Origin of the sequence: Paraburkholderia sp. BL6669N2 (genome assembly GCF_003387275.1) — a bacterium.
Taxonomy (GTDB): Bacteria; Pseudomonadota; Gammaproteobacteria; order Burkholderiales; family Burkholderiaceae; genus Paraburkholderia.
On the sequence record NZ_QUNA01000001.1, the window covers coordinates 4,739,638 to 4,764,056 of the forward strand.

At 59.3% G+C, this 24,419-nt stretch carries 33 protein-coding genes; 20 read left to right on the forward strand and 13 right to left on the reverse strand.

Going from position 1 to position 24,419, the window contains the following annotated elements:
* The first annotated feature begins 56 nt into the window (after positions 1–56).
* Positions 57–3,065, forward strand: coding sequence for a PriCT-2 domain-containing protein (locus B0G80_RS21420; RefSeq protein ID WP_116119315.1), 3,009 nt, complete (start codon positions 57–59; stop codon positions 3,063–3,065).
* Positions 3,066–3,946: 881 nt separating this feature from the next.
* Here B0G80_RS21420 and B0G80_RS21430 read toward each other — a convergent pair.
* On the reverse strand, positions 3,947–4,498 hold the full coding sequence (locus B0G80_RS21430) for a hypothetical protein (protein WP_116119317.1): 552 nt from the start codon (positions 4,496–4,498) through the stop codon (positions 3,947–3,949).
* 264 nt (positions 4,499–4,762) lie between these two features.
* Between B0G80_RS21430 and B0G80_RS21435 the strand changes: the two genes are divergently transcribed.
* On the forward strand, positions 4,763–5,395 hold the full coding sequence (locus B0G80_RS21435; protein WP_116119318.1) for a hypothetical protein: 633 nt from the start codon (positions 4,763–4,765) through the stop codon (positions 5,393–5,395).
* A 95-nt stretch (positions 5,396–5,490) separates the two neighbouring features.
* Entirely contained in the window at positions 5,491–5,682 is a 192-nt protein-coding gene (locus B0G80_RS21440; protein WP_147309885.1) for a hypothetical protein, read from the forward strand.
* A gap of 290 nt (positions 5,683–5,972) precedes the next feature.
* Here B0G80_RS21440 and B0G80_RS21445 read toward each other — a convergent pair whose 3' ends face one another.
* A complete protein-coding gene (locus B0G80_RS21445; RefSeq protein WP_116119320.1) occupies positions 5,973–6,245 on the reverse strand; it encodes a hypothetical protein in 273 nt (90 codons plus the stop codon).
* Between the two features lie 320 nt (positions 6,246–6,565).
* Between B0G80_RS21445 and B0G80_RS21450 the strand changes: the two genes are divergently transcribed.
* Entirely contained in the window at positions 6,566–7,555 is a 990-nt protein-coding gene (locus B0G80_RS21450) for a hypothetical protein (RefSeq protein ID WP_116119321.1), read from the forward strand.
* Positions 7,556–7,737: 182 nt separating this feature from the next.
* On the opposite strand, the gene B0G80_RS21455 is transcribed toward B0G80_RS21450, so the two are convergent.
* The 5 genes from B0G80_RS21455 to B0G80_RS21475 form a co-directional block, all read right to left on the reverse strand.
* Entirely contained in the window at positions 7,738–8,076 is a 339-nt protein-coding gene (locus B0G80_RS21455; RefSeq protein WP_181919996.1) for a GrlR family regulatory protein, read from the reverse strand.
* A gap of 164 nt (positions 8,077–8,240) precedes the next feature.
* Complete coding sequence (locus tag B0G80_RS21460; RefSeq protein ID WP_116119323.1) at positions 8,241–8,957, reverse strand: hypothetical protein; 717 nt, start codon at positions 8,955–8,957, stop codon at positions 8,241–8,243.
* Positions 8,954–9,133, reverse strand: a complete 180-nt coding sequence (locus B0G80_RS21465) for a BrnA antitoxin family protein (protein ID WP_258878940.1) — start codon at positions 9,131–9,133, stop codon at positions 8,954–8,956. The genes B0G80_RS21460 and B0G80_RS21465 overlap by 4 nt, the downstream gene beginning before the upstream one ends.
* Positions 9,134–9,161: 28 nt before the next feature.
* Entirely contained in the window at positions 9,162–9,590 is a 429-nt protein-coding gene (locus B0G80_RS21470; RefSeq protein WP_258878941.1) for a transcriptional regulator, read from the reverse strand.
* Positions 9,556–9,891 (reverse strand): HigA family addiction module antitoxin, encoded by a 336-nt coding sequence (locus B0G80_RS21475; protein ID WP_258878974.1) that lies wholly within the window; start codon positions 9,889–9,891, stop codon positions 9,556–9,558. Before B0G80_RS21475 ends, B0G80_RS21470 begins: the two co-directional genes overlap by 35 nt.
* A gap of 439 nt (positions 9,892–10,330) precedes the next feature.
* Between B0G80_RS21475 and B0G80_RS21480 the strand changes: the two genes are divergently transcribed.
* From B0G80_RS21480 to B0G80_RS21520, 10 genes are all read left to right on the forward strand, one after another.
* Positions 10,331–10,924 carry a hypothetical protein gene (locus B0G80_RS21480; protein ID WP_116119327.1) on the forward strand — a complete coding sequence of 198 codons (594 nt, stop codon included), beginning with the start codon at positions 10,331–10,333 and terminating at the stop codon, positions 10,922–10,924.
* A 177-nt stretch (positions 10,925–11,101) separates the two neighbouring features.
* Positions 11,102–11,914 carry a hypothetical protein gene (locus B0G80_RS21485; protein ID WP_116119328.1) on the forward strand — a complete coding sequence of 271 codons (813 nt, stop codon included), beginning with the start codon at positions 11,102–11,104 and terminating at the stop codon, positions 11,912–11,914.
* Between the two features lie 48 nt (positions 11,915–11,962).
* On the forward strand, positions 11,963–12,223 hold the full coding sequence (locus B0G80_RS21490; protein WP_116119329.1) for a hypothetical protein: 261 nt from the start codon (positions 11,963–11,965) through the stop codon (positions 12,221–12,223).
* A gap of 275 nt (positions 12,224–12,498) precedes the next feature.
* Positions 12,499–12,939, forward strand: a complete 441-nt coding sequence (locus B0G80_RS21495; protein ID WP_116119330.1) for a hypothetical protein — start codon at positions 12,499–12,501, stop codon at positions 12,937–12,939.
* The gene (locus B0G80_RS21500) at positions 12,939–13,229 is read left to right on the forward strand and encodes a hypothetical protein (protein WP_116119331.1); all 291 of its coding nucleotides are present in this window, start codon (positions 12,939–12,941) and stop codon (positions 13,227–13,229) included. Before B0G80_RS21495 ends, B0G80_RS21500 begins: the two co-directional genes overlap by 1 nt.
* Complete coding sequence (locus B0G80_RS21505) at positions 13,226–13,450, forward strand: hypothetical protein (RefSeq protein ID WP_116119332.1); 225 nt, start codon at positions 13,226–13,228, stop codon at positions 13,448–13,450. The genes B0G80_RS21500 and B0G80_RS21505 overlap by 4 nt, the downstream gene beginning before the upstream one ends.
* A 72-nt stretch (positions 13,451–13,522) precedes the next feature.
* Positions 13,523–14,554, forward strand: coding sequence for a hypothetical protein (locus B0G80_RS21510; protein ID WP_116119333.1), 1,032 nt, complete (start codon positions 13,523–13,525; stop codon positions 14,552–14,554).
* A 1,133-nt stretch (positions 14,555–15,687) separates the two neighbouring features.
* The gene (locus B0G80_RS21515; RefSeq protein ID WP_147309887.1) at positions 15,688–15,909 is read left to right on the forward strand and encodes a hypothetical protein; all 222 of its coding nucleotides are present in this window, start codon (positions 15,688–15,690) and stop codon (positions 15,907–15,909) included.
* An 18-nt stretch (positions 15,910–15,927) separates the two neighbouring features.
* Complete coding sequence (locus B0G80_RS45325; protein WP_147309888.1) at positions 15,928–16,215, forward strand: hypothetical protein; 288 nt, start codon at positions 15,928–15,930, stop codon at positions 16,213–16,215.
* Positions 16,216–16,516: 301 nt separating this feature from the next.
* Complete coding sequence (locus B0G80_RS21520; protein WP_116119335.1) at positions 16,517–17,638, forward strand: hypothetical protein; 1,122 nt, start codon at positions 16,517–16,519, stop codon at positions 17,636–17,638.
* A 165-nt stretch (positions 17,639–17,803) separates the two neighbouring features.
* On the opposite strand, the gene B0G80_RS21525 is transcribed toward B0G80_RS21520, so the two are convergent.
* The 3 genes from B0G80_RS21525 to B0G80_RS21535 all read right to left on the reverse strand — a co-directional run bounded on the left by B0G80_RS21525 (position 17,804) and on the right by B0G80_RS21535 (position 19,284).
* Complete coding sequence (locus tag B0G80_RS21525) at positions 17,804–18,184, reverse strand: hypothetical protein (protein ID WP_116119336.1); 381 nt, start codon at positions 18,182–18,184, stop codon at positions 17,804–17,806.
* Between the two features lie 228 nt (positions 18,185–18,412).
* Positions 18,413–19,012 (reverse strand): recombinase family protein, encoded by a 600-nt coding sequence (locus B0G80_RS21530; RefSeq protein ID WP_116119337.1) that lies wholly within the window; start codon positions 19,010–19,012, stop codon positions 18,413–18,415.
* A complete protein-coding gene (locus B0G80_RS21535; RefSeq protein WP_116119338.1) occupies positions 19,012–19,284 on the reverse strand; it encodes a helix-turn-helix transcriptional regulator in 273 nt (90 codons plus the stop codon). Before B0G80_RS21535 ends, B0G80_RS21530 begins: the two co-directional genes overlap by 1 nt.
* Positions 19,285–19,505: 221 nt before the next feature.
* Between B0G80_RS21535 and B0G80_RS45945 the strand changes: the two genes are divergently transcribed.
* The 6 genes from B0G80_RS45945 (at position 19,506) to B0G80_RS21555 (ending at position 21,978) form a co-directional block, all read left to right on the forward strand.
* Positions 19,506–19,679: a hypothetical protein gene (locus tag B0G80_RS45945; RefSeq protein ID WP_181919997.1), complete on the forward strand. Its 174-nt coding sequence runs from the start codon at positions 19,506–19,508 to the stop codon at positions 19,677–19,679.
* Entirely contained in the window at positions 19,676–19,810 is a 135-nt protein-coding gene (locus B0G80_RS46990; protein WP_258878942.1) for a hypothetical protein, read from the forward strand. Before B0G80_RS45945 ends, B0G80_RS46990 begins: the two co-directional genes overlap by 4 nt.
* 130 nt (positions 19,811–19,940) lie before the next feature.
* A complete protein-coding gene (locus B0G80_RS21540; protein ID WP_116119339.1) occupies positions 19,941–20,327 on the forward strand; it encodes a hypothetical protein in 387 nt (128 codons plus the stop codon).
* Between the two features lie 828 nt (positions 20,328–21,155).
* On the forward strand, positions 21,156–21,509 hold the full coding sequence (locus tag B0G80_RS21545) for a hypothetical protein (protein WP_116119340.1): 354 nt from the start codon (positions 21,156–21,158) through the stop codon (positions 21,507–21,509).
* 1 nt (position 21,510) lies between these two features.
* Positions 21,511–21,699 carry a hypothetical protein gene (locus tag B0G80_RS21550; RefSeq protein WP_116119341.1) on the forward strand — a complete coding sequence of 63 codons (189 nt, stop codon included), beginning with the start codon at positions 21,511–21,513 and terminating at the stop codon, positions 21,697–21,699.
* A 9-nt stretch (positions 21,700–21,708) separates the two neighbouring features.
* On the forward strand, positions 21,709–21,978 hold the full coding sequence (locus B0G80_RS21555; RefSeq protein ID WP_116119342.1) for a hypothetical protein: 270 nt from the start codon (positions 21,709–21,711) through the stop codon (positions 21,976–21,978).
* 16 nt (positions 21,979–21,994) lie between these two features.
* Here the strand turns inward: B0G80_RS21555 and B0G80_RS21560 are convergent, their stop codons facing one another.
* From B0G80_RS21560 to B0G80_RS21570, 3 genes are all read right to left on the reverse strand, one after another.
* Positions 21,995–22,618, reverse strand: coding sequence for a hypothetical protein (locus tag B0G80_RS21560; RefSeq protein ID WP_116119343.1), 624 nt, complete (start codon positions 22,616–22,618; stop codon positions 21,995–21,997).
* Between the two features lie 112 nt (positions 22,619–22,730).
* A complete protein-coding gene (locus tag B0G80_RS21565) occupies positions 22,731–23,051 on the reverse strand; it encodes a hypothetical protein (protein ID WP_147309889.1) in 321 nt (106 codons plus the stop codon).
* Positions 23,032–24,378 (reverse strand): hypothetical protein, encoded by a 1,347-nt coding sequence (locus tag B0G80_RS21570; RefSeq protein ID WP_116119345.1) that lies wholly within the window; start codon positions 24,376–24,378, stop codon positions 23,032–23,034. The genes B0G80_RS21565 and B0G80_RS21570 overlap by 20 nt, the downstream gene beginning before the upstream one ends.
* Positions 24,379–24,419: the final 41 nt, after the last annotated feature.

Here is a 24,419-nt window from a genome sequence, read left to right on the forward strand (position 1 = left end):
CTAAGAGCCAATCCCTGGCGCCATGGCGAGATGGCGATTAGGAACTGAAAGGACAGATGCAAAGGAACATTGATGCGGCTCCGGCCGCAGGAAACCCCTTTTCTTCAAAAAGCCGGACTGACAAACAGTTCGACGCACCGACGATCGAGCAGGCGCGCGACATGCTGTCGTGGATTCCTGCTGACTGTGATCGTACACAGTGGATCAAGATCGGCGGCGCACTGCGCCATGAGTTCGGCGACGTCGGGCTCGATCTCTTTGACGAATGGTCGCAGCGCTCAACTGATCAATATGACGCTCGCGATACGCTTTCCGCGTGGCGATCGCTCAAGGGCGGCGGCGCCAATCCGTCGACGTTCAAGACCATCGCCGGCATGGCCCGGGACGCCGGGTGGGTACCCAGCCAGCAGGCGCGCAAGCTGACGCCTGCAGAGTCCGAACAGCGTGCCCGTGATCGCGCTGAGCGTGAAGCCAGGAGCGAGGCTGAGGCCGTTGCACGCCGTGCGGTCGCTGCTAGTCGCGCGGTGGATATGTTGGCAGGTGGACGCCCGTACGTCGCGGCCGACGCAGCGAAGAACGACTACCTGCAGCGTCACGGTCTCGACGAAGGATATGGCGCGATGATCGGCCCGTTCTCGACGACCAATCAGACGCTTGGCGAGATCTCGATCGTCTCTGAGAACGCACTGCTGATCCCGATGATGGACATGGACAAGAAGGTCCATTCAGTGCAAGCGATTTTGCCGGACGCCAATAACCCGCTCAAGCGCGACAAGACATATCTCGCCGGCGGCGACAAGCGCGGACACTTCTTCCGGATCGGCCAGCCGAAGACGCGCAACGACAAACACGTCGTCCTGGTCGCGGAGGGCTTCGCGACAGCCGCGAGCCTGCATAAGTCGACTGGCCATTGCGTTTTCGTCGCGTTCGACGCCGGCAACCTGAAGCCGGTTGCGGAGGCTGTTCGCGCCAAGGTGCCGACGGCAACGATCGTATTGTGTGCGGACAATGACCGGTTCACGGCCGGGAATCCAGGCCGCACGCGTGCTCGCCAAGCGGCGGCGGCTGTCGGCGGTCTCGTCGCACTTCCTGATTTCGATGGGGCGACCACCGGTACCGACTTCAACGATTTGGCGATGCTGAACGGCGCGCACGATGACGCGGCGGTGATCGCCGTAATCGAAGCGGCGCTCGAGGCGAATGAAGTTGTGACGCAGGCGGCCGTCGATGCGGAATGGGCGAACAGCAAGGTCGAGCAGGTGACGAGTCCGGCGCGCGGGGCGGCCCAGTGGAATGAAATCTCGAACGCCGCCAGCGTTGCTATTCTCGATGCGCCGGCGAGCGACGAGTTGCCGGGCGTGATGTTCGTCGAGTCGGTGCCCCCGAAAGTCGAGACTATCGGTCGGCCAACGGACAACCGGTATTTCAAACTGCTCGGTCACGATCGCGGCACGTACTACGTTTTCCAGAACGAGGCAAAGCAGGTCAAGGCCATCACAAAGTCGGATTTCACTGAAAATGGCCTGATCGAGCTGGCGCCGCCGAACTGGTGGGAACTGCATTTCGCCGGTGCCGGCAAGCAGGCTGGCATCAACAAGCGCGCAGCGGTCAACTTCCTGATCCGCGCTTGTGTCGAGAAAGGCATCTACGACCCGTCGAATACCCGGGGACGCGGCGCGTGGATCGATAGTGGCCGCGTCGTGTTCCACGCCGGCAGTCACCTGCAGGTGAATGGCCTGAAGACTGAGGTAACGGATATCGAATCGCGGTTCGTGTATGAGGTCGCGCGTGATCTCCCGGCACTTGGCGGCGACGTCGCGACAGATGATGAAGGGCAATGGGTAATTACAACGGCTGAGAAATTCCGCTGGGAGAAACCTGCTTCAGCGTTGCTCGTCGCTGGATGGGCTGCGCTGGCGCCGCTATGTGGCGCGATCGCCTGGCGTCCGCATATCTGGTTGACGGGCGGCGCCGGCTGCGGTAAGTCGACGATTCTCAATCAGTTCCTTGCACCTCTCGCGAGTGGCGCCGACGACGGCGAAGACGGCATTGCGCTGCTCGCTAACGGCAACACGTCGGAGGCCGGCCTGCGCCAGTGCCTGAAAGCTGACGCTCTGCCGGTGCTGTTCGACGAGTCAGAATCGAACCGGGAACGGGATGCCGATCGGATCCAGGCTGTGTTGTCGCTGATCCGGCAGGCTTCGACCGAGTCGAAGTTCAAGACGCTCAAAGGTACCGCAGGCGGCGAAGCGATGTCGTTTCACATTCGCTCGATGTTCTGTATGGCGTCAATTCAGACGGCGCTGAAACAACAGGCCGACGTCGAGCGCTTGACCGTCCTGCGGCTGCGCGACAAGCGCGACAACAAGACTGGGGATCTGGCATGGTCCGATCTCGAGATTGAGTTGTCGAAGCTGCGCGGCAATGGCGACTTCGCTCGGCGGATCATCAATCGGTCGCTGCGCCTGATGCCGATTACGATCAAGAACATCCGCACCTTCGTGAGCGCTGCGGCGCGCAAGTTTGGCAATCAACGCGACGGCGATCAATACGGCACTCTGCTGGCTGGCGCATGGTCGCTGTTCTCGAGCGAGGTGGCGACGGATGAGCAGGCGACAGATCTGATCGAGTCCCTCGAGTGGAACGTGTATGTCGAGCCAGATGCTGATGACCGATGCGACGGGCTCAAGGCGTTGACGTCCTGCATCGTAAGAACGGATCGGGGCGACGCGACGATCCTCGAGCTCGTGCAGATCGCTGGCGGCGACGAGGTTGAAGGTCTTTCGTGTTTTGGTCTTCCGGCCGCAGAGCGGATGCTGGGTCGCTATGGTTTGCGGCGCAGTGGGAATGATCTCCAGGTATCGAACAAGAACGACGCCCGGATTGAGTTGATGGCAAAGACGAATTTCAATGCGGATCTGCGCGGACAGCTTCTGCGCGTTCCCGGCGCCAAGCCGGGTGAAAAGCCGGTGTACTTCAAGGGCGCCGGTACTGATCGCTATCTGTCCGTGCCTCTCGCTGGACTGTTCGCCGCTCAGGACGACTCGGCGACGTCGACGTTCTAGCGGGCGCGTAAGTCCCCGAGGAACCTATGAACCCGGCCACGCGCCGGGTTTTTTCTTACTTATTACGCTGATTCGCGGCCGTCTTACGACGGTGCGTAGGACGGTAAACCTTTACCCAGCAACGGTTTCAGCGTTTCTCTTACGATCTTACGCAATTTCCCGGAGATACATCCCTCTATCCCTCTCCCCCATAATCATATGGATTACCCAATGATTACACTCCTCCTTATCTATCTATCTATTTCTCTATAAAAGAGTAAGAGAGTAAGAAAGGTATACGCAGCAAGGGTTTGCGGTCTTACGGTCGCTCTTACGGTCTCTTACCGTTCTGGCTCTGGCGTAAGAGGGGGCCTTAGTCCGGCCGCACCGGGCGAACGCTGGGGAGCTGCTCGAGGTGGTCCGGGTCGGGGCCGGGGATCGGGCACAGCGGTGATGGCATGACTGTGCACGACTCCGTCGAACTGGTCGCCGGTGATCAGGATGAAGTCGACGAGGGCAGGCGCCTGGCCGTCGGTCGTCGCGTCACCCGGTTTTCCTCCCAATAGCGCTCCGGAACGGTCCCGTGCAGCAAGGGGCGGGTGCGTCGACCCGGAAATTTTCCTCGTTGGTGCAGCGATCAAGGTCATCCGCTTGACGGCGGACGCCGCTAAAGGAGTTGCATCATCTCGCGCAGTACCTCCGTGCGAGTGCCAACGACTAGTCGATCCGCCTCGTGCCATTCCACGCTCATACCAGCCAGTCGAAATCGGAAGCTCATTGCGGCTTGCTCGTCGCGATTCCGCGGAGCGCTCACACAAACGTCGAAAATAGGGCCGCCGCTCATTCCGTGTAGATCCGACGGTGCGCCATTCTCTGGCAGGTTAGCCCCAGCGATCATTCCTTTAGGCTCGTAGTGAAGTAGCAGAGGTGCTGGAATATTGGTGCCGGCAAAGGCCGTGACATTCGCCTTTTCGAGGGTCATGGAAAATACGCGGGGCCGTTTCCCTTTTAAAGCGTTGGTCCAGCTTGTTGCGTGTGCTCGGGCAGCCGACGACCGCGCAGAATCCAGACTGGATATCTGGATTAGTGCGCGACGGCATTTCGATCGCCGTAAAATTGTTCACCTCTTCCGTTTCTAGTTGCTCAAAGGTGAACAGTGACATTGCCACATCGACTTTCGCATCGAACAGAAACTGTTGACGTTCAAGCGAGAGCATCGTGTCTCCAATTTTTAAAAAAACGATCTTCTCCTCGACTGCCTGCCGCGCGACGTGTTCCGCAGTTGACAACACGACACCTTTCGGATGTTTGATCAAAAAGCCAGAACCGAAGCCTTTAGCGGCCGCGACCCCGAACGGGACTTGGCGATCCTTATGGAAGAAAGCGCTAATCGCCAGCACGTGTTGACCAACCAGATCATCGATTTGCTGAAGGTATGGACTGTATGCAGTCATCGGAGAGGTAGGTTATATCGACGTTTAAAACAAGGTTATCGGCGAATCAGCGACAGACTTTAAAACGTCACTGCCCAGCGGAATCTGAGTCACTATGGTCGTCGGCGGCAACGAGTGGAAAGATGGCAGCGGGCGTCCAAACGGGTGCCGTTTTCAGATAACGACGTGCTTAATATGTGTGCAGTCGTCACGCGGGGCCCGGCGCGCTTAGGCGCCGGTCGTGATTTCATACTATGCGCATGAATACCTTTGCATGCGCACAAAATGGCCCGTGAAGCACATCCAGACCGCGCCAAAGCTCTGATCGCGATCGGCGAACACGTCGAGCGCCTCGGCAAGATCGACGGGCAACGAGCTGCGAGAAGACTATTTCCAAACGTCGGAAAGCCTACTTGGGAGAGTTGGTGCCGGCTGGTCCACCTCGGCGAGCGAGCAGGCGTCGAGCATCGGACGGAGCTTGTCGGCGGCGCCACGCATCCAGTGACACCAATTACCCTGATGATCGACGGCGTCGAACCGTATGGCGCTGGGTTCGATCAGCGGATCGCAGAGATAGACGCGATCAACCGCGCCCTCAAGGACGTGGCATGGCCTATCGACCCGGAGACGGGCCGGCGAGGCCGCGTGAAAAACCCGATGCTTCTGAAGGTAGCGCGTGACGGGTTCGCACAGTCTGCCGCGCTCGCCGCCAAGCACCAGTCGGATGCTTGGAGCGCGGAGATGCACAGGGCTCAGATGGAAGAAGTAATGGCCGTCATCCTTGATGGGCTGGAAAATAGCCGCGATAGGGAACTCGCCGGGCAGCTCTTGGCCTCGTTGCGCAAGGTTAGCAAGAAGTGGGAAAACGTACGCGATGGGCAGTGGCAGGGCGGTTCGCTCGCAAAAATGCCGGCTTAGTTCTAGGCGCCGTTGGCTGTTAATACGTCGATGATGTCTGGGCGCACGACACTATGCTGCGTTGCCGTAGAAAGCAACAATGGGAGCAGATTCAGATGGCTAAAATAGCGACACCCCGTCAGGTACGGGTAGCTTTCAACCGCATGATCGAGACACTCGAGGCGCAGCTCGCTGCACGCGTGGCGGCTGACGCGCAGAAGGCGACGGCAGTTGGGAAGACCGGCGACGAGCAGCCCGCGCACGCGCCGGTCGAGACCTCACGCGACGCGGAGTCGGGAAGAATCTGAGTTCGCCGCGCGCCGGCCGACAGGATCCGATGGAACGCGCCTACGGCGTCGGCTTCGTCGCCGGCAAGACGCCATAGTGCTCATCGGGTTGGGCGATGCGTTCAAGGCGGGAGGCGGATGCGGTGTGCTCGCGTGGTACTCCATCGCGAGCAACGTGTTTGCGGGCGGCGAATCGTATTCAGACGACGGGGCAGGTGTGTTCGTTCAACGATAGTTGCGCCATCAACGGGGTGCCTACGGGCGCCGCTTTCACGTCCCGCGTACGGCTCGATCGATCGCTGATCAACCCGCTATTGAGCCGCTGTAAGCTTTAACCCTGGCCGCAACGCCGGTGACGGCTCTTGCTGGCTTTTGCGCTGATCGGATACCTGCTCGATGCCCTTCTTTGTCACTTCTTCCAGAAAGGTCAGGCGAGCTCGGTAGTAGTCAGCACGCAGTTGCGCATCTAGCACCAGTTGCTCAGCCCGGAACAATTCCATGCGCAACTCGTTCAACAAGAGCTCGGCCTGTTTTTCGGGAGTCTTGACGTGATTTGAAGCCCAGCTTGCAAGCCACCGCAGCATGATTAAGCCCTCCGGTCGTTGGACACTCTGCCACGACCAAGGCTATCAAATCTGGGCGGGTAGTGTGTCAGATAGTGGGCGCAGTGTGTTGGGAAAACAGCACACGGCCGTTGAATGTCGGTGCAGACCGAACGGTCGTTTGCAGCAAACGCTGCGCCCTGTATGCGCCCGGCGTTGAATCGGTCTCCCGCAAAAGCTCACCCTATGGGTCTCTGCGGTCGATCGCCAACAGATCTTCTATCTGTTAGTAGGTATCGCGCGAGAATCTTGTGTAGTGCCGTGTGACATGTCATTCTTGCGTCCCCGTGAGGAGGGTTGGGATGCGAGATGTTGAATGCGATATCGTGCGGGCAGGTGCTTCAAATGATGCGTTTGGATTCTCCATCGGCGCTATTTTCGAAAGCGATCTTTCGCTGGCTTTGTGGGTTCAGTTGGGTGCGAGCGCCGCATTCCGCGACCGGTTACTTGGACACGTGGTCGGACCCGGTCCATTTCGTCTCGTTGCCCTCGCAAAGAACGTACGGGAACCCAGCTTCGGCGAGACGGACCTACTTCTGATCGTCGAGGGCGTTGGCGGGCACCGCATTGCGGTACTGGCTGAGATCAAGCTGACTGCCGCGTTTCAAGCACGTCAGGCAGAGCGATACACAGAGCGCGGTGAGCGCGGGCGACGCGCCGGAGAATGGGACGAATACTGGACAGTTCTGGTCGCTCCAGAGTGCTACATCAGGGATTCGAATGCTTCCGATTGGGGAAGAACATTGTCGATTGAGACCGCGACTGGATGGTTGGCGGACGACACCTCGACCCATACAATTTTCCTGAGTAGGTTGCTTCTGCATGCTACATCCAAGGACATTCTGGGCCGGGAGGAGAATCCTGCAGCAATGGAGTTCTGGCGGCTGTACGTTGAATATGCAACGGAGCATTTTCCCGAATTGGAGGTGGAACTCGTACCCAGCGGCCGCTCCAAGAGAAAGGCGCCGAGTTGGGCACGTTTCGGAAGCAGGGCGCTTCGGAACCAAGCCGTCCGAATCTCACATAAAGGTAATGCTTCCTGCATCGATCTGATTGTGCGCAACTGTCCATCTGGGCGGCTTAAGGCGGCCGTTGGTCTCTTGTTGGAAGACGAGATGTCAGTCAAGCAGGCGGGTAGTAGTGCGGTCGTTCGCGTCAACGCGCCTCGAATATGGCCTCAGGATGCATTCGACTCGCAGCTCGACAACATCAAAGCAATATTCAAAGCTGGCGAACGTATCCTTCGATTCTGCAAGCTTCACCGGTCAACACTCGAAGACCTAGTTAGATAGCTAGAAGCGCAGGTCGATTCACGCTTGGCCCTGTTGGGCAGCTGTCGCGCCCGACCTGCGCTCGGGAACAAGTGCGCAATCCCGAACCCCCTCACCAGTCAAGGCGCTATCAGCGGCGCGCAACAGATATAAATCTGTTGCGTCGAAGACCTCCGACGGCGCCCCCTTGACACGGTCGGTTCTTAAAGTGCGAGGTCGTCAAGTTTGCGGGCGCGGATCGTAATGCCCGGGGCACCGGGTACCGGTGCGTTCCCCGATGCCTGGAAGCCATCACCGACCACATTTCCGACGAGATCGAGCTTGAACTTCCCGCCGATAGTGTTGAATACGGAAACGGCCTTGGGGCTGTGTGCCTTGACGGTGATTTGCGCACTTAGCCTCCCGTCTTGACCCGAGTAGGTGCCCGAATACAGATATTCGCTATCTCCTCCGCGAATATTACCGTCTTCGAGAACGACAATTCCGCCGGCACCTTGTACTACGGCGCTAAACTCAACCGCGTAAAACCCGTTCGTAGGCATCGCTGTTTCTCCTTTTATGACCGCTCGGATTGAGCGAACCGAAAGCATATCTCACTAGCCGCGCGTTCGAGAGGACCGGCTCGACCGTCACGCCGCGAAACAAGACGTCTAACCGACGGTCACGATAGCAATCCGTCGGAGACGACGAAACTAGCGGATACAGCCTACTCGTTCTTTTTGATTACGCACCCATTCGACGGAGTTAACTCGGTTAGCAGCTGGAAGATCCGATCGGTACGGGCCACACTTGCGGGCGTTAGCCAATTGGCAACTTCATTCTTCGTCATCCAGAAGTCGGCTTTAATCTCTTTGGTGCCGGCTCCCTGATCATAGATGTTCCACTTTTGAATGGTGCCGTTGACCGTTTCGGTCTCTGTCCGTAACCATCTGAGACTGCGACGTACGGCCCGTGCCTGCACAGCTTCACTCGTCGCATAGTTCGACGTGTCCACGCCTTCCTCGCGTGCCAGGCGTTGCTTTAGCGCAGCTATGTTAGAAACTGCCGGGTCTTTGCTCAGCCGGTGCAGCAGATTATTGGGATCGCGCTGATAGTCACCGTACCGCATATTCTTCAGATCGTGGCCGTTGCGAATGAACTCAATGACGTACAGAAATTCCCACGGGTCTGAATCTGATGCGTCGACGGCTGCTAGCTCTTTAATAGCCCATGCGATATTCCGTCGCTCTAGATGGCGAATAAACACGTACTTATCTTCGTGCCCATCTTTTGCGTCGCGCCGGTGTTGCTTTATCCGACTGTCGATATCGGCCGTCCTTCCAATGTAAAACACGGCTTCGTCTGGTCCCTCCTGGAGGGCGGCGGGCGAGCGGAAGTCGTCGTAGTACAGCGCATAGATAAATTCTTTTTGAGGGGCGCTCACGTAGTGATCTCCTGATTGCCCATATGAAGAGCGGGCTTCCTGCTTGCGTTATTGGTGTCCAGCGGGTGTTCTTTCAGGAAGGCGCGCAGCGCGTCGTTCATGCGCGTCTCCCAACCGTCGCCGGTTTCGCGAAACGCGGCGACGATGTCAGCGTCCGTGAGAACCTCGCGGGACACGCGTGATCGGCGCGCCGACTGCCGGGATTTAACGGTTTTCCGGATCTTCACGTTGTCTGGATCCGTCAAAGTGTCGAGTCTCGATCGTAAAGTCGACGTGTACCGTGTCGTACGGAAACACTACAAGTCCGTTATCCACGTGGTCAAGCACGCCGGTGTTCAGCAGCGCGTCCACGTCGTCCTGAACGCACTTCACGTCGCGGTCAACGCGCCGCGCGAGTTCTGCGAGCGACAGCGGCCCGGCGCCAGTCATCTTCAGAATAATCTCCCAGCGCGCGTCCGTAAGCGTTTCGAACAGCCGCTCGACCGTCGTGAAGGTGATAAACGAGCCTTGGTACTCGCCATTCATCGCGGCGACGAAGCGCGCGGAGACGTCGCCCTCAGTGGTGACGCCGATGGTTACTGCGGTCATTGTGACGCCCTCAATGTTCCGGTTCTCCTTCTGCTCGCGGCGCAATCTCCACCTCGATCCGCTGCCCGTGGGCGCGCATGGCGACCTTCAGGTCATAGGCCTGCTGCAGGTTGAGCCACGACTCGGCGCTCCCGCCGAAGTAGCGCGCGAGACGCAACGCCAGCTCCGCGTCCACCTCGCGCCGCTCGTGCACGACGTCTTCAATTTTGGAAAGTGCTGTGCGTAGCGCGCTCGCAAGTGCGTTTGTTGTCATTCCCAGCGGCGCGAGAAAGTCCTCGCGGAGGACTTCGCCTGGGTGAATCGGGCGCATACCGTTTTTGGGCCGTGCGCTCGTTCCGGCCTGCATCTGGCGAATCGAACTATGCACGCCACCTTCAAGCTGCTCCATTTCCTTATCCATGTCGGCTCCTCGCGCGTGCTCACGGCACAATGTTAGCGCGTTTCTGCCCCGTAACGCTGCCTAGGCGGCGTTACCGCGCGAACGGCTGATTTCTAGGAGGGAATCTTGCAGCCCGCTCATCGTCTGCTCGGCTCGGAGCCCGCTGTGCGCCCGAATCTCAGTTTGGTTCTGATCGGTACTTTGCTGGGTGAGGCTTTCCGGTCTGCAATAAACACACTTATTGTCTGTTGCAGGGAGTGCACCACAAACATTTCACGGCATTGATTGCAGAAAACGACGCCTTTGTTTGAAAAAAACCCGGGCCGTCGATCTGGTCGTGACGCCAACAATTCGGCAAGCGCGGGCGATCGCCGGCGCTACAGACTTAGATGACGGAGTAGGGAGAATGTCCAATTTTGAACACGGCGCGATCGTTGCCGAATTGACTGCCGGTATCGACGCGGCATGCGAAGCGTTGAGGGCGGCGACTGCTGTTTGTGACGGTGGCGCGGTGAAGGTGGCAAAGGCAATGATCTCGCGCCTGGTAAACGACCTGCAGGTGGCGGGGGTGATGGAAGCCGCCGGCCGGGTCGACGACGCTGCACGCGCCAAGGATGATCTTCAGACGGCGATCGAGGCGACCCTTGGCCCGTCCATCGACGCACTCAATCGTGCTCTGCTCGGCGTCGGCATTCCGTTCTTGATCGGACCGGAGGATGAGGGTCTCGTTTCGGCCGCGCGCGGCGTCGCTGTGGCGCGCCGGCAGTACGAGCAGGCACAAGCGGCTGGCGTCGATTCCGGCGACGCACTCCGCGAGCTATGCATCGCGACGGCGCTGCTGGAACGACGGCAGGCGCAGGTTCTCGCGCGCGTGGCTAAGCAGCACATTGCGCACGCTGAGACGGCGACGGCGGCGGCCTACGCTGCGGCTGAGAAGCTCGGTGAGATCACAGATCGGCACCTCGGCGCAGGTGCCTGGGGAAAGCTGCTGGCCTGCTGAACGGAGTAGCGGCCGCGCTGGTGACCTGGCGCGGTTTCGTAGGCATTGAACGATAAAAATCACGGCATTGTTTGCAGAAGTTAGTTTTACCAATCAGGTCGTGACGGAATAGTACAGGTACCGGCAGGCCCAACGGCGTAGCCGAAAAAATCAAACCAGATAGCGGAGTAGGAAACCATGTCTCAAGCAACACAAGCAGTTCTCGACGCGTTGAACGAAAAGATCGGCACGGTAAACGTATCCATTAATCAGGCGCTCGTCGCCGGGCAGGCAACGGCGCCTCTGCGGAAGAAACTGCAGGAATTGCAGGGCGATCTGTCTGCCGCTCGGGCGCGCCATGAAACGGCACAGGCCGATGCGCACGCTGCTGCTCTCCGTACAGCGGAAGACGACGCGGCGGCTCTCGTGCTGGCGGCGAATGCTGAAGTGAACGATGCGCTGCAGGCGATCGGCACCGATCTGCGCCTCGCTGACGACGACCAGCGCTTTGCAGCGGCTGCTCGATGCGTGACGTTCGCCCAGCTCGCGGTCGACGCCGTCGTGTCGAAGTTCCACGAAGCGAACGCCAAATTCGATCAGGTTCACGAGCAGCTTGCGAAGGTCTCCGCGAAGCACGACGAGCTGCTCGCGCTCCGTCAAGGCGGCGACACGTCGGATAAGACGGCCGCACAGCTCTACGCGTGCTCGCTCGACCGTGCGGCACTTCAGGGCTTGGCGGACTCTGCGCCTGTCGCCGGCAACGCTGTGACCGAACGCGCGTTCCTGGTGAACGCACAGGCCGATTTCGCGAAACAGAAAAGCAACGCAATCATTGGCCTGGCGCGCGAAGACATCGCCCGGGTTGAGGATCTGTTCATTGCCCGCGTGCGCGGTCTCGACAACTTTGCGAGATCGAATCGCCTGATCAACGGCGGCTCCATCTTCAGCGTGATCAAACCTGGCGAAAAGATCAGCTACATGATGCGCACTGGTTCCCTGCCGTCGGCATAAGCGACGCCCGGCGGCTGCGGTCGCCGGCAACACAGAAAGGTGCATCAAATGTCATTCCCGAAAGGTAACGCGTACGCGCTTGCGCCCGGCGAAACGATCCCGACGCGTGGTCGGCCCAGATCCGGCCGGACGATCAAGCGCGGCGTCGCCAAGGTACTGAATCAGGTCGCTGCGCCCCTGTGTGAGCTGGCCGTGCGCAAGGCTCTAGAGGGCGACGCGGGTTGTCTGGCGGCCTGCATCATCCTTTTGGCTAACAGCGACGTCATGATTGATCGTAAAGCAGTGACGGTCGAGGCGTCGGCCACGTAACGATTACTCCGTGTGGCGCGTTCCATGACTTTCGCGCTACTTCAAACCCTGCCGGTGATCCGGCAGGGGCTTTTCCAGGAAGCGGTAACTAGATGAGTTCAAGAGACGTACGTAAAGCGCGCCAATCGCACGGCCGCAATGCACTGAATCCTGCGCTGCCGATGAGCGCGGCGCGTGAAGGCTTCTGCGCCGGCTGCTCCTGCGCCACACGCGGCGCGCACCCAGCTCGAGGCGCGTGCAGCGTGCGTGCGCCCAGCAATCAAAGCAAAAGGTAAATGATGGCACGTATCAACCAGTTTGAAGCCCTGCTCGATGAGCTGCACGCGGCGTCGATCGACAAGGGCTACAGTGAGCAGAAGCCGCTCGTCAAGTCGCTGACCATTCGCGAAGTAATGGCGAAGGCGGGAATCGATGCGGACAAGGTGAAGCCGTTCACGGGCAAGAAGCCTGCGAAGGCAGCGGCGTTGCCGGATGCGAATGACGCATCGACGCCGGCGACATCGCGTCATGAGATGCTCAAGCAGACAATCGTCGCGCACGCGGCTGCGCACGACGACCTGAATTCGGCGATCAGCGAACAGATGCTGAATCGTGTGTTGAAGATGGCGAAGGCTGGACAACTGACAAACGACCAAGCACGTCGTACGGTCGAGTACCACTCGAAAGGCTTGGCGTTGCCGACTGACGTGATGCGCGCGATCGCGAGTAACCGGTGATGACCCGCCGGCGCATCATCTTTCACAACAAGACGGTCGCGCCGGCGGCTGCTGCACGCGTGTCTGCGCTGCCCGTGATGTTCGTCAAGGCTGCGCCGGATCCGCTCGAGGCCGTCGACTGGACAGCAAGTATCACGCACGCACAGCTCGGGATGTTGATCAAGGCCGCACACGTCGGCGATATCGACATGTCCGACTTGGCGCGCGCAGCTGAGGCGTCGCTGCGTCGGCGCCCAGTGCCGGAGGATCTGCGTCGCGTGATCGTGGGCACTCATTTGGATCCGCTATGACTCGTGCGGAATTCCTGCATGCGCTGCTGGCGCCGTTGCCTGCCCAGATCGATCAGGATCCGGCTGGCCACGCGCCCGCGAGGCCGGAGGAGTTCGGCGCGGTCTATGCTGCCTATCTTGGCGGTCGCTGTGGCCGTGCTCATGTGCTGCGAGCTGCTGCTGCGTGTCGTATGCAACGTGAACTGCCCTGCGACATTCGCGAGCTCGTCGCGGCTGAATAGAGTTGTTCCGGCGGCTCCTGCTGCCGGGCCTGAGGGCGGGCACCGATTAGGCTGCATTCAACGTAAAGCGCTTTGCGCAAGGTGTTTTTCGTGGCGAACCCCGTCATCCGCACGCGCATTCTCGATATGCTCCGGAGCGCCGACTTCACTGTGGCGGCACTCGCCGATCTCCTGGCCGTGCCGTACAACTCCGCCGCTAAAGCGATCGCCCGCGCGCGCGCGGAGGGGGAAGCGCACGTGTGCGGATACGCGGCGCGCACGGCGGCGATATACAGGCTGGGTGCAGGCGTCGACATAGCATGTCCGGCGCTGGATCCGGTTGTGCCTGCGCCGTCGTGCCGTGATGATTGGTCATTGATCAGGGAGCCCGCCGTGTCTGAGTCCGTGCTGCAGTACTTCGAGCTTGACGTATTGCCGGGCGTGAAGCATTTCATGTGTGATCGGTACAAGGCGACGCTGAGCGTCGAATCGTGCGCCGACAAGTTCAAGCAGGCCAATAGCGGCGACGCGTTCGGACGTCACGCACATTGTAAGCGGTGCCCAGTCGGTGCGGCCCACGGGGGCGCTGGCCCGGATCTGAATCTCGGCACACTGAAGGGCAGTCTGACGTGCTCGAGGTGCCATCGCACGAACGGCAGGCTGATCGGGAAGAGGCTCTGTATTAGCTGCTATAACCGCCAACGAGAGCGGTTATTGATGAAGAACGCTAAGGGCTCGGCGCCTATTAAGCATCCGCCATTGCATCGGCTCACGATAGGCTACATGGCCGGCGGAAAGGTTGGAACGCACACCGTCGAACGGGCCGTTGAGACGACAGAACTAATCGTCGACCTACTGAGAGACTCCGAGCACTCGCCATCCTTCCAATGGCTGGCGGATCCTGCGACGCGCGCGCTGCGCAGCAATCCTGATCTCGACTTTTCCATATCGTCGGACGACGTCGACAATGTCGTGCCGGTTGCGGATGCAGCCGCCGTTGTCGACAGCGTGCAGGACCCGCCGGAACACGCCGTCGCCGAACGTGGCGAGTCCGTTGGCGGATGTGGCCGAGCCGGCTGCGCTCGACATCGTGCAAGCGGATTCGACTGGAGATGTGGACGTTGACCCGCTGCGGGCACTGCGCGACGCTGTCGAGCAACTCGAGCACGATGCGCCGGTGGCTGCGAAGTCGCGGCGTGTTGCTAAGCGGCAACGCCAGGCGCGGCGACAGGTCAGCGTATCGCGCGTAACGGCAATACTTCTGCGGAGCGTTGGCGCTCTGCCCCCAGCGCTGCCTGTCATCGTGCCAACTCTCCTTTACAGCCCCTCGTTGTTCGCCGCGTCATTGCACGCTCGAACTTGACCGCAATGCGCAAGGCGCCTATCGGGACCGGCAGTTGGCAAGGGATCACGTTAGGCACTAGAACATGTCTGAAGATGCGGGGGAATCTGACTATAGTTGTAGTCTTGGGGGCGAAGTCCTCGGCGAGTTCGCGTCATCGCGAAGACCAGCCATCATTTCCTTTCCAGAAACCAATTTGCTGGGAGAAATTTGATGACCAATTGGACGAGGGTTGTATCTTTTGGCGTCATTCTTGCCGCGATAAGCTCGCAAGCACTTGGCAGAGAAGAAACCTGGCAGTTATCAGTCCTCGGATTTCAGTCTACGTGGCATCTCCACATTTCAGATGCCGACGGTAGTGTTACTGGGGATTCGACTTGGCAAACCAATTCCAGCGGTGCCGTCAATCCGGTTGATGGGCGGATTGATAGCGGGACTGGCCAAATCTCGCTAACCCGTCGACTCCAAGGGGCAAACGCAGGTGATACACAAACGTATTCCGGCCAGTACATTAACGGTGGTATTGGTGCTCAAGGCACTATGAACGGTCTGGGTGGCCCAGGAAATTGGTCAGCGACAGTTACGAAGCATTGACTCACATGTTTCTGGCTTCGCGGCGGAAACCGACGTCGTCAAGAAGCTGGCTCCTGGGTTGGATCTAAACGCGGTCAGCGGATAACTCTTGCCCCATCGGTCGCAACGTGCAATTCGCATATGCTGCACATGTCATATCCGCGCGTGTGTCGCAAAATCCGCATCCGCCCCGGTGATACACATTCGGTAAGGCGTCGCATTGGCGAGATTCGCGATCCGATGCGCTCGGACGGCATATGCGTTACTTGCCAGATCTCGAGGCCTCGATTGCCATTGTGTGTGTATTGGCAATCATTCCGCGTCTCATTGTTGCGGCGTGCCTTTGTCTAAGGGCACAGCACCGCGTAAGTTGGCGCGCCTCGATCAGCGCGCCATCACGTATCGGGCCGGCGGCGTCGTCAAGACTCGCACAATCGCTGAAACCGTCGATACGGAGGAGTTGATCGTCGCTGTGCTGCGTGATGAGGAGCGTGCGCCACAATTCACGTACCGCGCGCCGGCGTCGATGGGCCGGCTTCTCGACGAAGATGTGTATGACCGGTAGATCGGCGATGCAGTCGAGGTGGCGGATGTTGCTGCCGTCGCCGATGGCGTGCAGGACGCGCAGGAACGGGCCGTCGCGCCGATCGTGGCGAGTGTGCAGGAGGATGTTGTAGCGCCCGAGCCGGCGGCGCTCGACGTCGACCTGGTGGATCCGGCAGTGGATGTTGAGAGGATCCTTACGGCGCCCTACGCGATGCCGTCGACCAGATCGAGCACGATACGCCCGCGTGCGCGCCGTCGATATCGAAGCGTGCGGCGAAGCGTCAACGGCAACGAGCTCAACGCCAGGTTCGCGTGTCCAACGTGACGGTCCATCTCATGCGCGGCGTGGGCGCGCTGCCTCCTGCGCCTCCGTTGGTCGTGCCGGTGCCGGTGGCGCAACCCTCATACTCAGCGGTGGTCTACGCCGGCGGGGTTGCTTCCGGGTAGATGGGGCGCTTCAGTAAGGGCTCAGTGCGGCCAGAAGGCGTCGGTCGTAAATGACTGCTCCCGGGCGATATACTGGAAAATGTCTGACGCGGTCACAAATTCGCATTTCCAGTGACTTCATGCGGTCAGCAAACGCCAACTCCCGGCTCCGACAACCTTCGACAATCCCGCGCGTGACAATGGCTTTTGAGTCCTTCAACCACCTTAGACGCGATTTGCGACTTGACCAGAAAGACTGGGTCAACGAGGAGCATGCCAGATTCCTGAAGCGAGGAGGGATTGAGCGAACGCCACAGAACGTAGGCTACTGCCCCGAATGGCTACTCCGGCAGTCGTTTGTATGCCCCAATGGCCACACCTTCGTCCCGGACTGGCTTGCCAAGCGTCCTCCGCTGATGCCCTTCAGGTCGGAAGGCAAGCTCTACCGTCCGGGAACGGGAGAACTGGCATGTCCGAGTTGCTCAACTCGCTTTGAGGTCGGACTTCCAAGTGTTCCGAAGAAAGATGACGTTGCGCTGTACGGCGATGAAGCCATGCGCGATATCGTCAGCCCAAGCCGCGACAACCGCTACTGCGTAACCTACACCCTGATTTCGAGGCCACGGATTGCCGCCGAGAATCAGGAGTTGCTGGCAGCGTACCGATCACTGAAGAAATCCCGTCTGGGCGCGGATGCCGTCGTCCATTGCAAGACGCTCTTTCATGACGCTCGCGGGAGTGCGGCGAGACTGCCGACAGAGCAAGTCTCCGCGTTCCTAGGCGAGGTAGCGGACCTCCTCGCAATGCGGGCCGGCAGGCTGGTCATCTTGAACTGCGCAGGGGTCGTCTTCCAGCCACAGGCGTTTAAAGCAAAGGAGCAAGCCGCGTGCAAAGCACGGGTGTTCGGGCCGCTTGTCCAGTTCGCCATCGAGCAGATGACCAGGCAGGGCCTCTGCCCACATTTCTACTTCGAGCGCACCAACGATGATGGCTGGGCAAAGGAATTGTTCGCAGGCGGCAGGCTCACGCTCATGTGGCCCTTCATCACTAACACGCTGCCCGTGAAGTCGCCCGAGTTCGTGCTGCCGACCTCCAGCGAGTACCTGGAGTTTGCGGACATCGTTAGCTTTGCCGTGGCAGATAATATTGCTCGACGAGCCAACGAACGAGACGGAGACGGCGTACCTGCTTGCCCGAGGATCGACCTCGCGCGATTCGGCACCGTCCACTATCAGGGGTTTATGGAGAATGGCGACGCCATCTCCAAGAGCAGCGTTGGCTACCCGTGGCAGGACTTTTATCGCTGGACCTCATGGGCTTGATCGGCTTAACGTCCCCTTCCGGGTGCCGAATTTTGTGACGCCAATGACCGCTCTGGATCGAACTGCGACGGCCGTCTGTCGCAAGTGGAATAGCCTGTGAGCGGTTGTTGCGCGTCGTCCGCAGGGTAAATCAACCGGTTTCCTTTCTTGTAATGCGGACGGAGTTCAGGCCTTCACGGCGTCGCGGAGGAACATGGCGAGACTGTTCTCGGCGTAGACGGGTAGCGGCTCGTTGCGGAGCGCGCCGTTGCGTTCGCGCGTCTCACGCACGAATGCCTCCAGTGCGTCGCGCCAAAGTGCAGGGCCGATCGAGACGCCACGCACGACGGTCCAGTACTGGCGGCCGAATATTCGCGGATAGCTAAGGATCGTGCCGATCTGCGCCTCGAGGTCGTCATCGTCCGACTCGATCGCCGTGAAGGCGCGACGCGCCTCGAGCGCGGGCATCTGTTTGCGCCGGCGCTGCCGAACGATGATCGTCTTGGCGGCGATCGCGGTGTGCTCCGGGTCGTGAATGATGCCTTCATTGCTGTAGACGGTGCTCATGCAGATGTCCTGCAGAACAGATACTCAGCGGCGATCGAGGCGACGAGCAAGCCGATCGCTGACGGAGTCATTGCGCTAAAAGACGTCGCGCCGTACCATCCGAACGGCGTCAATACGCACCCGTAAATCGAGTAAGCCAGCAGCGCTGCCCCTGCAGCGAAAATAAGCTTCGGAATATGTCTCATTGTTTGGTCTCTGCGGAGGAGCCGGATCCGCAGGCACGGTGCGTTACTTTGATGCCTTGCTGATCGTTGTGTGAGACACGCCGTATTCCTTCGCCAGTCCGCGCGACGTTCCGCCGTCGGCGATCTTCTGCCTGATCTCGGCGCGCAGTTCGTCGATCGTGACCCTGCGTTTCTTGGCGATCCCCTCGAGCACGTCCTTCCGACCTCCTACACGACCTTCTGCGCGAGCGCGCGCGAGGCCGGCATATGTGCGCTCGCGCAGCACGTCGCGCTCGAACGTTGCGACGGCCGCCAGAATCGTGAGGTGAAGCTTGCCGGCTGAGCTGGCGAGATCAACACCTTCCAGCGCCAGGCAATGCAGTTTCGCTCCAATCTCGGCAATGCGCTTGATGGTGCCGAGCACGTCGGCGGTATCACGGCCCAGGCGGTCGAGCTTGGTCACAACAAGTACGGCGTCGTCGTCGAGTTTGTCAAGCAGCTTAGAGAACAGCGGGCGGTCGACGGCCGGCGTGGATCCGGAGATAGTCTCCTCGATAACGCGCTTAGGGTGGATATCGAAACCGGCTTTCTTGATCTCGAGCACCTGATTCGCAGTGATCTGCTCGGCGGTCGAGACGCGGCAATAGGCAAAAACGCGCGGCACTATGCGGGTCCGTCAGTGACGTCGTGTACGTTGTCGAACCATCCACGTTCCAGACCTAGGCGGGTTTCGAAGTCGCGCGCCGTGCTGCTGCCGATCGCCTTCTTGCCCGTCTTGATATGCGAGACGTACGCAGGCGAAAGTCCGAGTTTGGCGCCGAAGTGTTGCCGCGTGCCGTATTCCGGGCGATCCGGGAAAAGGTCTTTGTACTTCGCAACGTAGACGAGACGCTGGGCCTCGAAGTTGTCGGCGCGGATTTCTTCGATTGTTTTCACGAGGTGGTCTCTATAGGCTTCTGTAAATCAAACGTGGACATCAATTTATGTGTAAATAAATCGGTTGGCAACAGTTTATTTACAACTGTTTTAGGGCTACTGCCGCTGGATGCATAACGGTCGTTTGTTGGCCGGCGAGCGTCGCCGCTGCGTAACACCGTGCGCCGGCGTTCGAGTCGTCATCGCTAAGTGGGTCTATCCCATTACCGAGGGCTAGACCCATGAGCAGCACCTTGATGCGCCTTCGCGGCCTCCTCTCCCAAGACTTCGTCAACGCTGCCGACACCGGCGTATATCTCGACGGCGCTGGCCTGTGGGTGGTCATCACCGAACGCGGCCGCCGCTATGAATCGCGTGACGGCGCCCCCCCCACGTCGACGACGCGGAAACCATGACGATCGAGCTCGCGCGGCGCCGCGCGCTCGGCGCGAATCGCATGCCGTATCGCAATCCGCTGCGGCCGGCGGACCTGCATCGCTTCGTCAATGAGTGGACTCGGTTCTCGATCTCGGCGGCTGCCGGATGAGGGCCGGTCTTCGCAAGCGTTCGTCGTTACGGTGCGGGGACCAGTCGAATAGTCGACTACAGGTGTCCGGCTGTAGCCAGGTTTTATATGTGATAGTGTGCTTTATCAATCGTCGTTCGGGAGAATACCGATGAATGCCGCCGACAGGATTGAAGTTTGCCTTTCATCAGCGCACAATGAATTTGATACCACTAGCCTACGGCAGTTTGCCAAGCTCGCACAGGCGCACGGCGGGAAAGTGGTACCCGAAAAAGAGGGAATCGACAGAATCGAAGAGGATGCACCCCTCGATTTGATAGTGGAATTTGCGCAAACACTAGGGCCCATTTTCGGCTCTGCCATTGCCGCCATATTGTCAGCATGGCTGCAGGGCCGCGCCGGCCGCAAGGTGCGGATGAAGGCCGGCGACATCGAGATCGAAGCGAATACCCAGGAAGAATTTGAGCGGCTCCTCGCGCAAGCGCTTGCCTTGAAGGCCAATCAGGCTGGTCAGCAGAACCCCAAGAATGAAGCGTGACGTGGACCTGATCCGCGAGCCAATGCTGAAGCTCGAGGCGTTGTCATTGCCGCCCGGCCCACAGCGCACAGATTCAGCCGGATGCATCCAGAGATGCAGGTGGACGGATACGGCACCGCCGAGATCGACCATCACCTGTCGCTGATCGAAAAAGCCGGCTTTATGGTTTGAGATGAAGCTAAAGGGGCTGAACGGTGGCTAGCTCAGACCGCGCCCCTTTCCGCTTAGCCCAACGGTGCCGACGCCGGTTGCGCCGGCCGGCGATCGCGCGGGTTTCCGCTTTGCCGAGTTCTTTGCGTTGGCGGTCCGCAAGCCGCGCGCGCCGTGCCAATGCACGCGGGGCCAGTACTTTCGTCAATCTCGCGAAATGCCCTTGACGGGGGTAAACCCCGCGCGCTACAGTTCTGACACGGTGCTCAAAACACCAAACAGTCAGCGGAATCCGCACCCGATAGCATGCGGAATTTTTTCGTCCATAGGTTTCGCATCTATGGCCGGGCGTGCGGCTAATGAAAGACCCCGCAAGGGGAAATATGCCCGCCGTGCTGACGACGGTTTTGAGCGCCTGGCCGCCCCTCAAAAGGGCAAATCTCAAAAAAATCGTCAGGATGTCACCATGTTTTCAGCCGCACTCGCACTGTTTCCGATCTCCCGTACTTCGCAGTCCTCATCGGCGCCCGCGCTCCGCCCCTACGTTCTCCGCTTTATCGCTCACGAGGGTACGCGTTCTGTCGTCGCATTTGCAGATCGCGCTGAACGCGACGAGCGAGGCGCGCAGTTGCTAGCCCTTGGGTCCGCCGTGTGCTTGGCAACCGTGCGAGGTGCAGCATGAGAACCATCATCGACGGCGTACTGGTGCACGACTTCGACAAAACGATCATCGCGATCAAAGAGATCATCGCGCGTAAGCGTCGCCTCGGCGAGATCACGGCCGATCGTGCGCGAGACGCGTTCACGGATATTGAGACGCTCGACTACGACGATCTGGAATGCCAGATCTCCTACCTGCTGTGTAACCCGGACCTGTTCGGCATCGAATACTGGAACGTCATTCGCGGCTGCGTTCTCGGGCGCGCTGTCGGTAAGGCGAGGCTTTTCCGTGACGCATTGCGCGACTGGGTACGTGTGACGCGCGAGCGGAATGGTTGTCTCTACGGCGAGCCGCTCCAGACGGGCGCCTGATATGCCCTCCCTCCTTCGTACCCAGCAACTCGCCCGCGTCCTGCTCGCGCAAGGTGTGTCCGGCGAGATCGTTTGTTCTGGCGACGGCCTCACGGTCGTCGTCGACGACGAACGCCAGAGGGAGATCGCGACTGCTGTCGTGGCGAAGTACTTCCCGGGACAAGGCCACGTCGTTCACCGCTCCATCTGAGATCGCGCCATGAAGACGAAAGAAGGCACGCTGACTTCAATGCGCCGCGCGGACTGGTCACCGTCGATCGGTCGGCCATTCGCCCAGGTTGGGCCGCATCACGTCGTTTGCTGCGAACCCGGCGCCGATCTCGCGAGCGACGCGCAGGACGCCGCCGAGCTGGCGCGGCGCTGGAATATGTATCCGGTTCTCGTAGAGGCACTTGAGCGCGTCGCCGCTACGCGCGAGGCGCGCCACGCCGTCGATGCACTGTGCAAAGCTCACAAAGGCGCAGCATGAGTTTCGTCGTCCCGCTTCATGAGAGTCGATTCTGAAAACGCTGGACCGCGCCTAGAATGCCAGTCATGTTTTCTTGGATTTTTGCGACTAGCGGGCCTCTTGGTTGGGCTGCAGTCCCGTCGGCGCGCTTTGTCTCTAGAGCATTCTCGCCGCAATAGTCGAGGACACCGTCCTCGATGTCGTCCAGATGCTCGCCAGCTTTTTCAAACAGGGCTAGCTCAAGCTGCTTGAGAACGATCAGATTGCGTCGGTGCACGAGCATTTGCGCTTGGAACGTATCTCGGTAGGCCGACGCTGCATCTTTCGAAAATGTCGCTTCGGAGCAGTCCGCAGGAAGCTCGCCGACAGTCTCCAAGAGCCATTTGACCAAGGGTTCAATGACGAGCGGGCTTACGATTTTGCGGAGCCAGTACTCGTCGTTGATCGACTGCTGACGCGCCCTCGAATCCTTTCGTCGGGTGTACACCGCCGTATAGGCGGCGGAGCCGAGCGATACCAGCAATGCCAGTAATGAGAACGTGGTCGCGAGTGTCCAGATCGGGGCCTTCTTTGACTCTAGATGGCTCTCGCGAACGTCAGCGGCGATGCTATGGAGTTCGGCGTAGATGCCGCTTGAAGATTGCGCAACTTCCGCAACCATCGAAGCGGTAAGGGGAGATGCGGAAGGTGCGGAAACTGCGCTCGTTTGGCTTGCCGGACGCGCTACCGACGCGTTGGGCAAGCTACAGACGAGCGCTATCAGGACCGCAAGATCAATGATCGAACAACGTCTTGTTTTGGAGTGCACGCGTTACACAGGTATCAACGACGTCTCGAAATAGCTGGGACGTTTGGAAATGGAATTTTTCGTAAAACGCCTGCTTACTTCCCGCATGAACGACACTTTTCCCGAACAAACCCAAGACGAATGAACTACTTACTGAATAAGTCGTGTCGGGAATTTTCACCTCCACGACTTGATCAGATTCGTCAAGTGCGTCGACGCCGAGCTTCGTCCGAAGCTGCTCGCCTCTCGGGCGCCCTGTAAATACGGGGCCCTCTAACTTTGCAAAATCAATCACGGTTTGGCTCATTTCTGTTCACTCCCAAAGCAACCGTACTGGCCGTACTTAGGGGAAAACGGATGCTAATGATGGTTCCTGGGAACTTCAACGCGCCCAAGGACTTAACATATGAACTATCCGGCTGCTTGTACAGCGTGTTCTCTGCGTTGAACGCAATAACTTTACCACGCGCGGACGATCCACTCAGCCGGTATTTGCCATCAAACAGGATGTGCGTGCTTCCCGACAGTATCGCCATCTTCGCCGACTCTCTGCTATCTCTCGCACATTCCTCGTAAACCTTCTGAAAAAATTCAATCAGATCCACGGTGCCTTGCCCGCGCGTGTCCTTTTCCGAGTGGTTCTTGGAGCTAACATTTCCCTGCAAGGCAATCAGCGTGAGCAAATCTCGTTCCCGCCAGCCAGCTCGAAACAACTTGGCGCCGCGATGCATCAACACATAGGAACTGATTTGCCGCCAGGTATAGCAATCCGCCGGAAGCCCGGACAGCGTTTCCGCGATAGACGCTCCAAAATTGAAGATCGCTATCTCACACATGGGTGTGTCAACGGCGTTATCAAGATACCCTTGAATCGTCCAGTCCTCAAATCCCGCGTGGTCTTCTGCGTTGCCTAGGATTTCGCCAATGTATACGCAAAGCTTATGGACTGCTGCCGGCGTGAGCGCTCGCCCGTGATCGTTGAGACAGCCGTTGATATGGTCCACAAAGTCCACGGCGACGCGCGATTTGAAATCAGCTTGGGTCGGGTCGATCGGATCATGGTAGTGGCGCTTTCGCTTGTCAAAAATCCGCACACCGTTTTTTTCCTCCGGGGAGGGCACTTCGTGCGCGATGGAGAGTTGCTTCACAATCCCTATGCATTGAACAAAGCGCTTTAGATGCGTCGGGATTGGGTAGCGACCGAAGAAACGTATTTTTGAACCCCTCTGGCGCGCTTCGGTCGACAGTTCGCTGGCGACGAGGTCGAGAACTGCGTTCGCTGCCAAGTCGCAGACTTGCATTCTGCTGTGGTCGATTTCTATGGACCGCAGCCGGTTGTCGCGAGCCAGCTTTGCGAATGAAAGGATGACCTGCAGCGCCGTGACTGGGTCATCGATAATTGAAAAGGTCGGTGGGACGACAACCTTAGCGCCCGTGCGCGGGAGCTTCAGTTCGGCCGTGCTGCATTCGGCCAGCATGCGGACAATTCGCGAATGGTCCCCAAATCGGAGCTTGTTCACGCGACGCTGCTCGGCGAGCCGTGCGCGTCCTTTCGTCTGGCGCCAGCGTCGCCGACTGGCTTTACGAAGGCGCTTGTCCGAAAGTAGTTGGTCGACGGCTAGGGGAATCGGCATGAGGTCGTTTTTATTTTTTGGGACACAAAATACACTGCCTG

Coding starts and splice junctions, on each gene's coding strand:
- B0G80_RS21420 (WP_116119315.1), top strand. CDS start 57: ATGCAAAGGAACATTGATGCGGCTCCGGCCGCAGGAAACCCCTTTTCT.
- B0G80_RS21430 (WP_116119317.1), bottom strand. CDS start 4,498: ATGACTGCATACAGTCCATACCTTCAGCAAATCGATGATCTGGTTGGT.
- B0G80_RS21435 (WP_116119318.1), top strand. CDS start 4,763: ATGGCCCGTGAAGCACATCCAGACCGCGCCAAAGCTCTGATCGCGATC.
- B0G80_RS21440 (WP_147309885.1), top strand. CDS start 5,491: ATGGCTAAAATAGCGACACCCCGTCAGGTACGGGTAGCTTTCAACCGC.
- B0G80_RS21445 (WP_116119320.1), bottom strand. CDS start 6,245: ATGCTGCGGTGGCTTGCAAGCTGGGCTTCAAATCACGTCAAGACTCCC.
- B0G80_RS21450 (WP_116119321.1), top strand. CDS start 6,566: ATGCGAGATGTTGAATGCGATATCGTGCGGGCAGGTGCTTCAAATGAT.
- B0G80_RS21455 (WP_181919996.1), bottom strand. CDS start 8,076: ATGCCTACGAACGGGTTTTACGCGGTTGAGTTTAGCGCCGTAGTACAA.
- B0G80_RS21475 (WP_258878974.1), bottom strand. CDS start 9,891: ATGCAGGCCGGAACGAGCGCACGGCCCAAAAACGGTATGCGCCCGATT.
- B0G80_RS21480 (WP_116119327.1), top strand. CDS start 10,331: ATGTCCAATTTTGAACACGGCGCGATCGTTGCCGAATTGACTGCCGGT.
- B0G80_RS21485 (WP_116119328.1), top strand. CDS start 11,102: ATGTCTCAAGCAACACAAGCAGTTCTCGACGCGTTGAACGAAAAGATC.
- B0G80_RS21490 (WP_116119329.1), top strand. CDS start 11,963: ATGTCATTCCCGAAAGGTAACGCGTACGCGCTTGCGCCCGGCGAAACG.
- B0G80_RS21495 (WP_116119330.1), top strand. CDS start 12,499: ATGATGGCACGTATCAACCAGTTTGAAGCCCTGCTCGATGAGCTGCAC.
- B0G80_RS21500 (WP_116119331.1), top strand. CDS start 12,939: ATGACCCGCCGGCGCATCATCTTTCACAACAAGACGGTCGCGCCGGCG.
- B0G80_RS21505 (WP_116119332.1), top strand. CDS start 13,226: ATGACTCGTGCGGAATTCCTGCATGCGCTGCTGGCGCCGTTGCCTGCC.
- B0G80_RS21520 (WP_116119335.1), top strand. CDS start 16,517: ATGGCTTTTGAGTCCTTCAACCACCTTAGACGCGATTTGCGACTTGAC.
- B0G80_RS21525 (WP_116119336.1), bottom strand. CDS start 18,184: ATGAGCACCGTCTACAGCAATGAAGGCATCATTCACGACCCGGAGCAC.
- B0G80_RS45945 (WP_181919997.1), top strand. CDS start 19,506: ATGAGCAGCACCTTGATGCGCCTTCGCGGCCTCCTCTCCCAAGACTTC.
- B0G80_RS46990 (WP_258878942.1), top strand. CDS start 19,676: ATGACGATCGAGCTCGCGCGGCGCCGCGCGCTCGGCGCGAATCGCATG.
- B0G80_RS21540 (WP_116119339.1), top strand. CDS start 19,941: ATGAATGCCGCCGACAGGATTGAAGTTTGCCTTTCATCAGCGCACAAT.
- B0G80_RS21545 (WP_116119340.1), top strand. CDS start 21,156: ATGAGAACCATCATCGACGGCGTACTGGTGCACGACTTCGACAAAACG.
- B0G80_RS21550 (WP_116119341.1), top strand. CDS start 21,511: ATGCCCTCCCTCCTTCGTACCCAGCAACTCGCCCGCGTCCTGCTCGCG.
- B0G80_RS21555 (WP_116119342.1), top strand. CDS start 21,709: ATGAAGACGAAAGAAGGCACGCTGACTTCAATGCGCCGCGCGGACTGG.
- B0G80_RS21560 (WP_116119343.1), bottom strand. CDS start 22,618: ATGGTTGCGGAAGTTGCGCAATCTTCAAGCGGCATCTACGCCGAACTC.
- B0G80_RS21565 (WP_147309889.1), bottom strand. CDS start 23,051: ATGAGCCAAACCGTGATTGATTTTGCAAAGTTAGAGGGCCCCGTATTT.
- B0G80_RS21570 (WP_116119345.1), bottom strand. CDS start 24,378: ATGCCGATTCCCCTAGCCGTCGACCAACTACTTTCGGACAAGCGCCTT.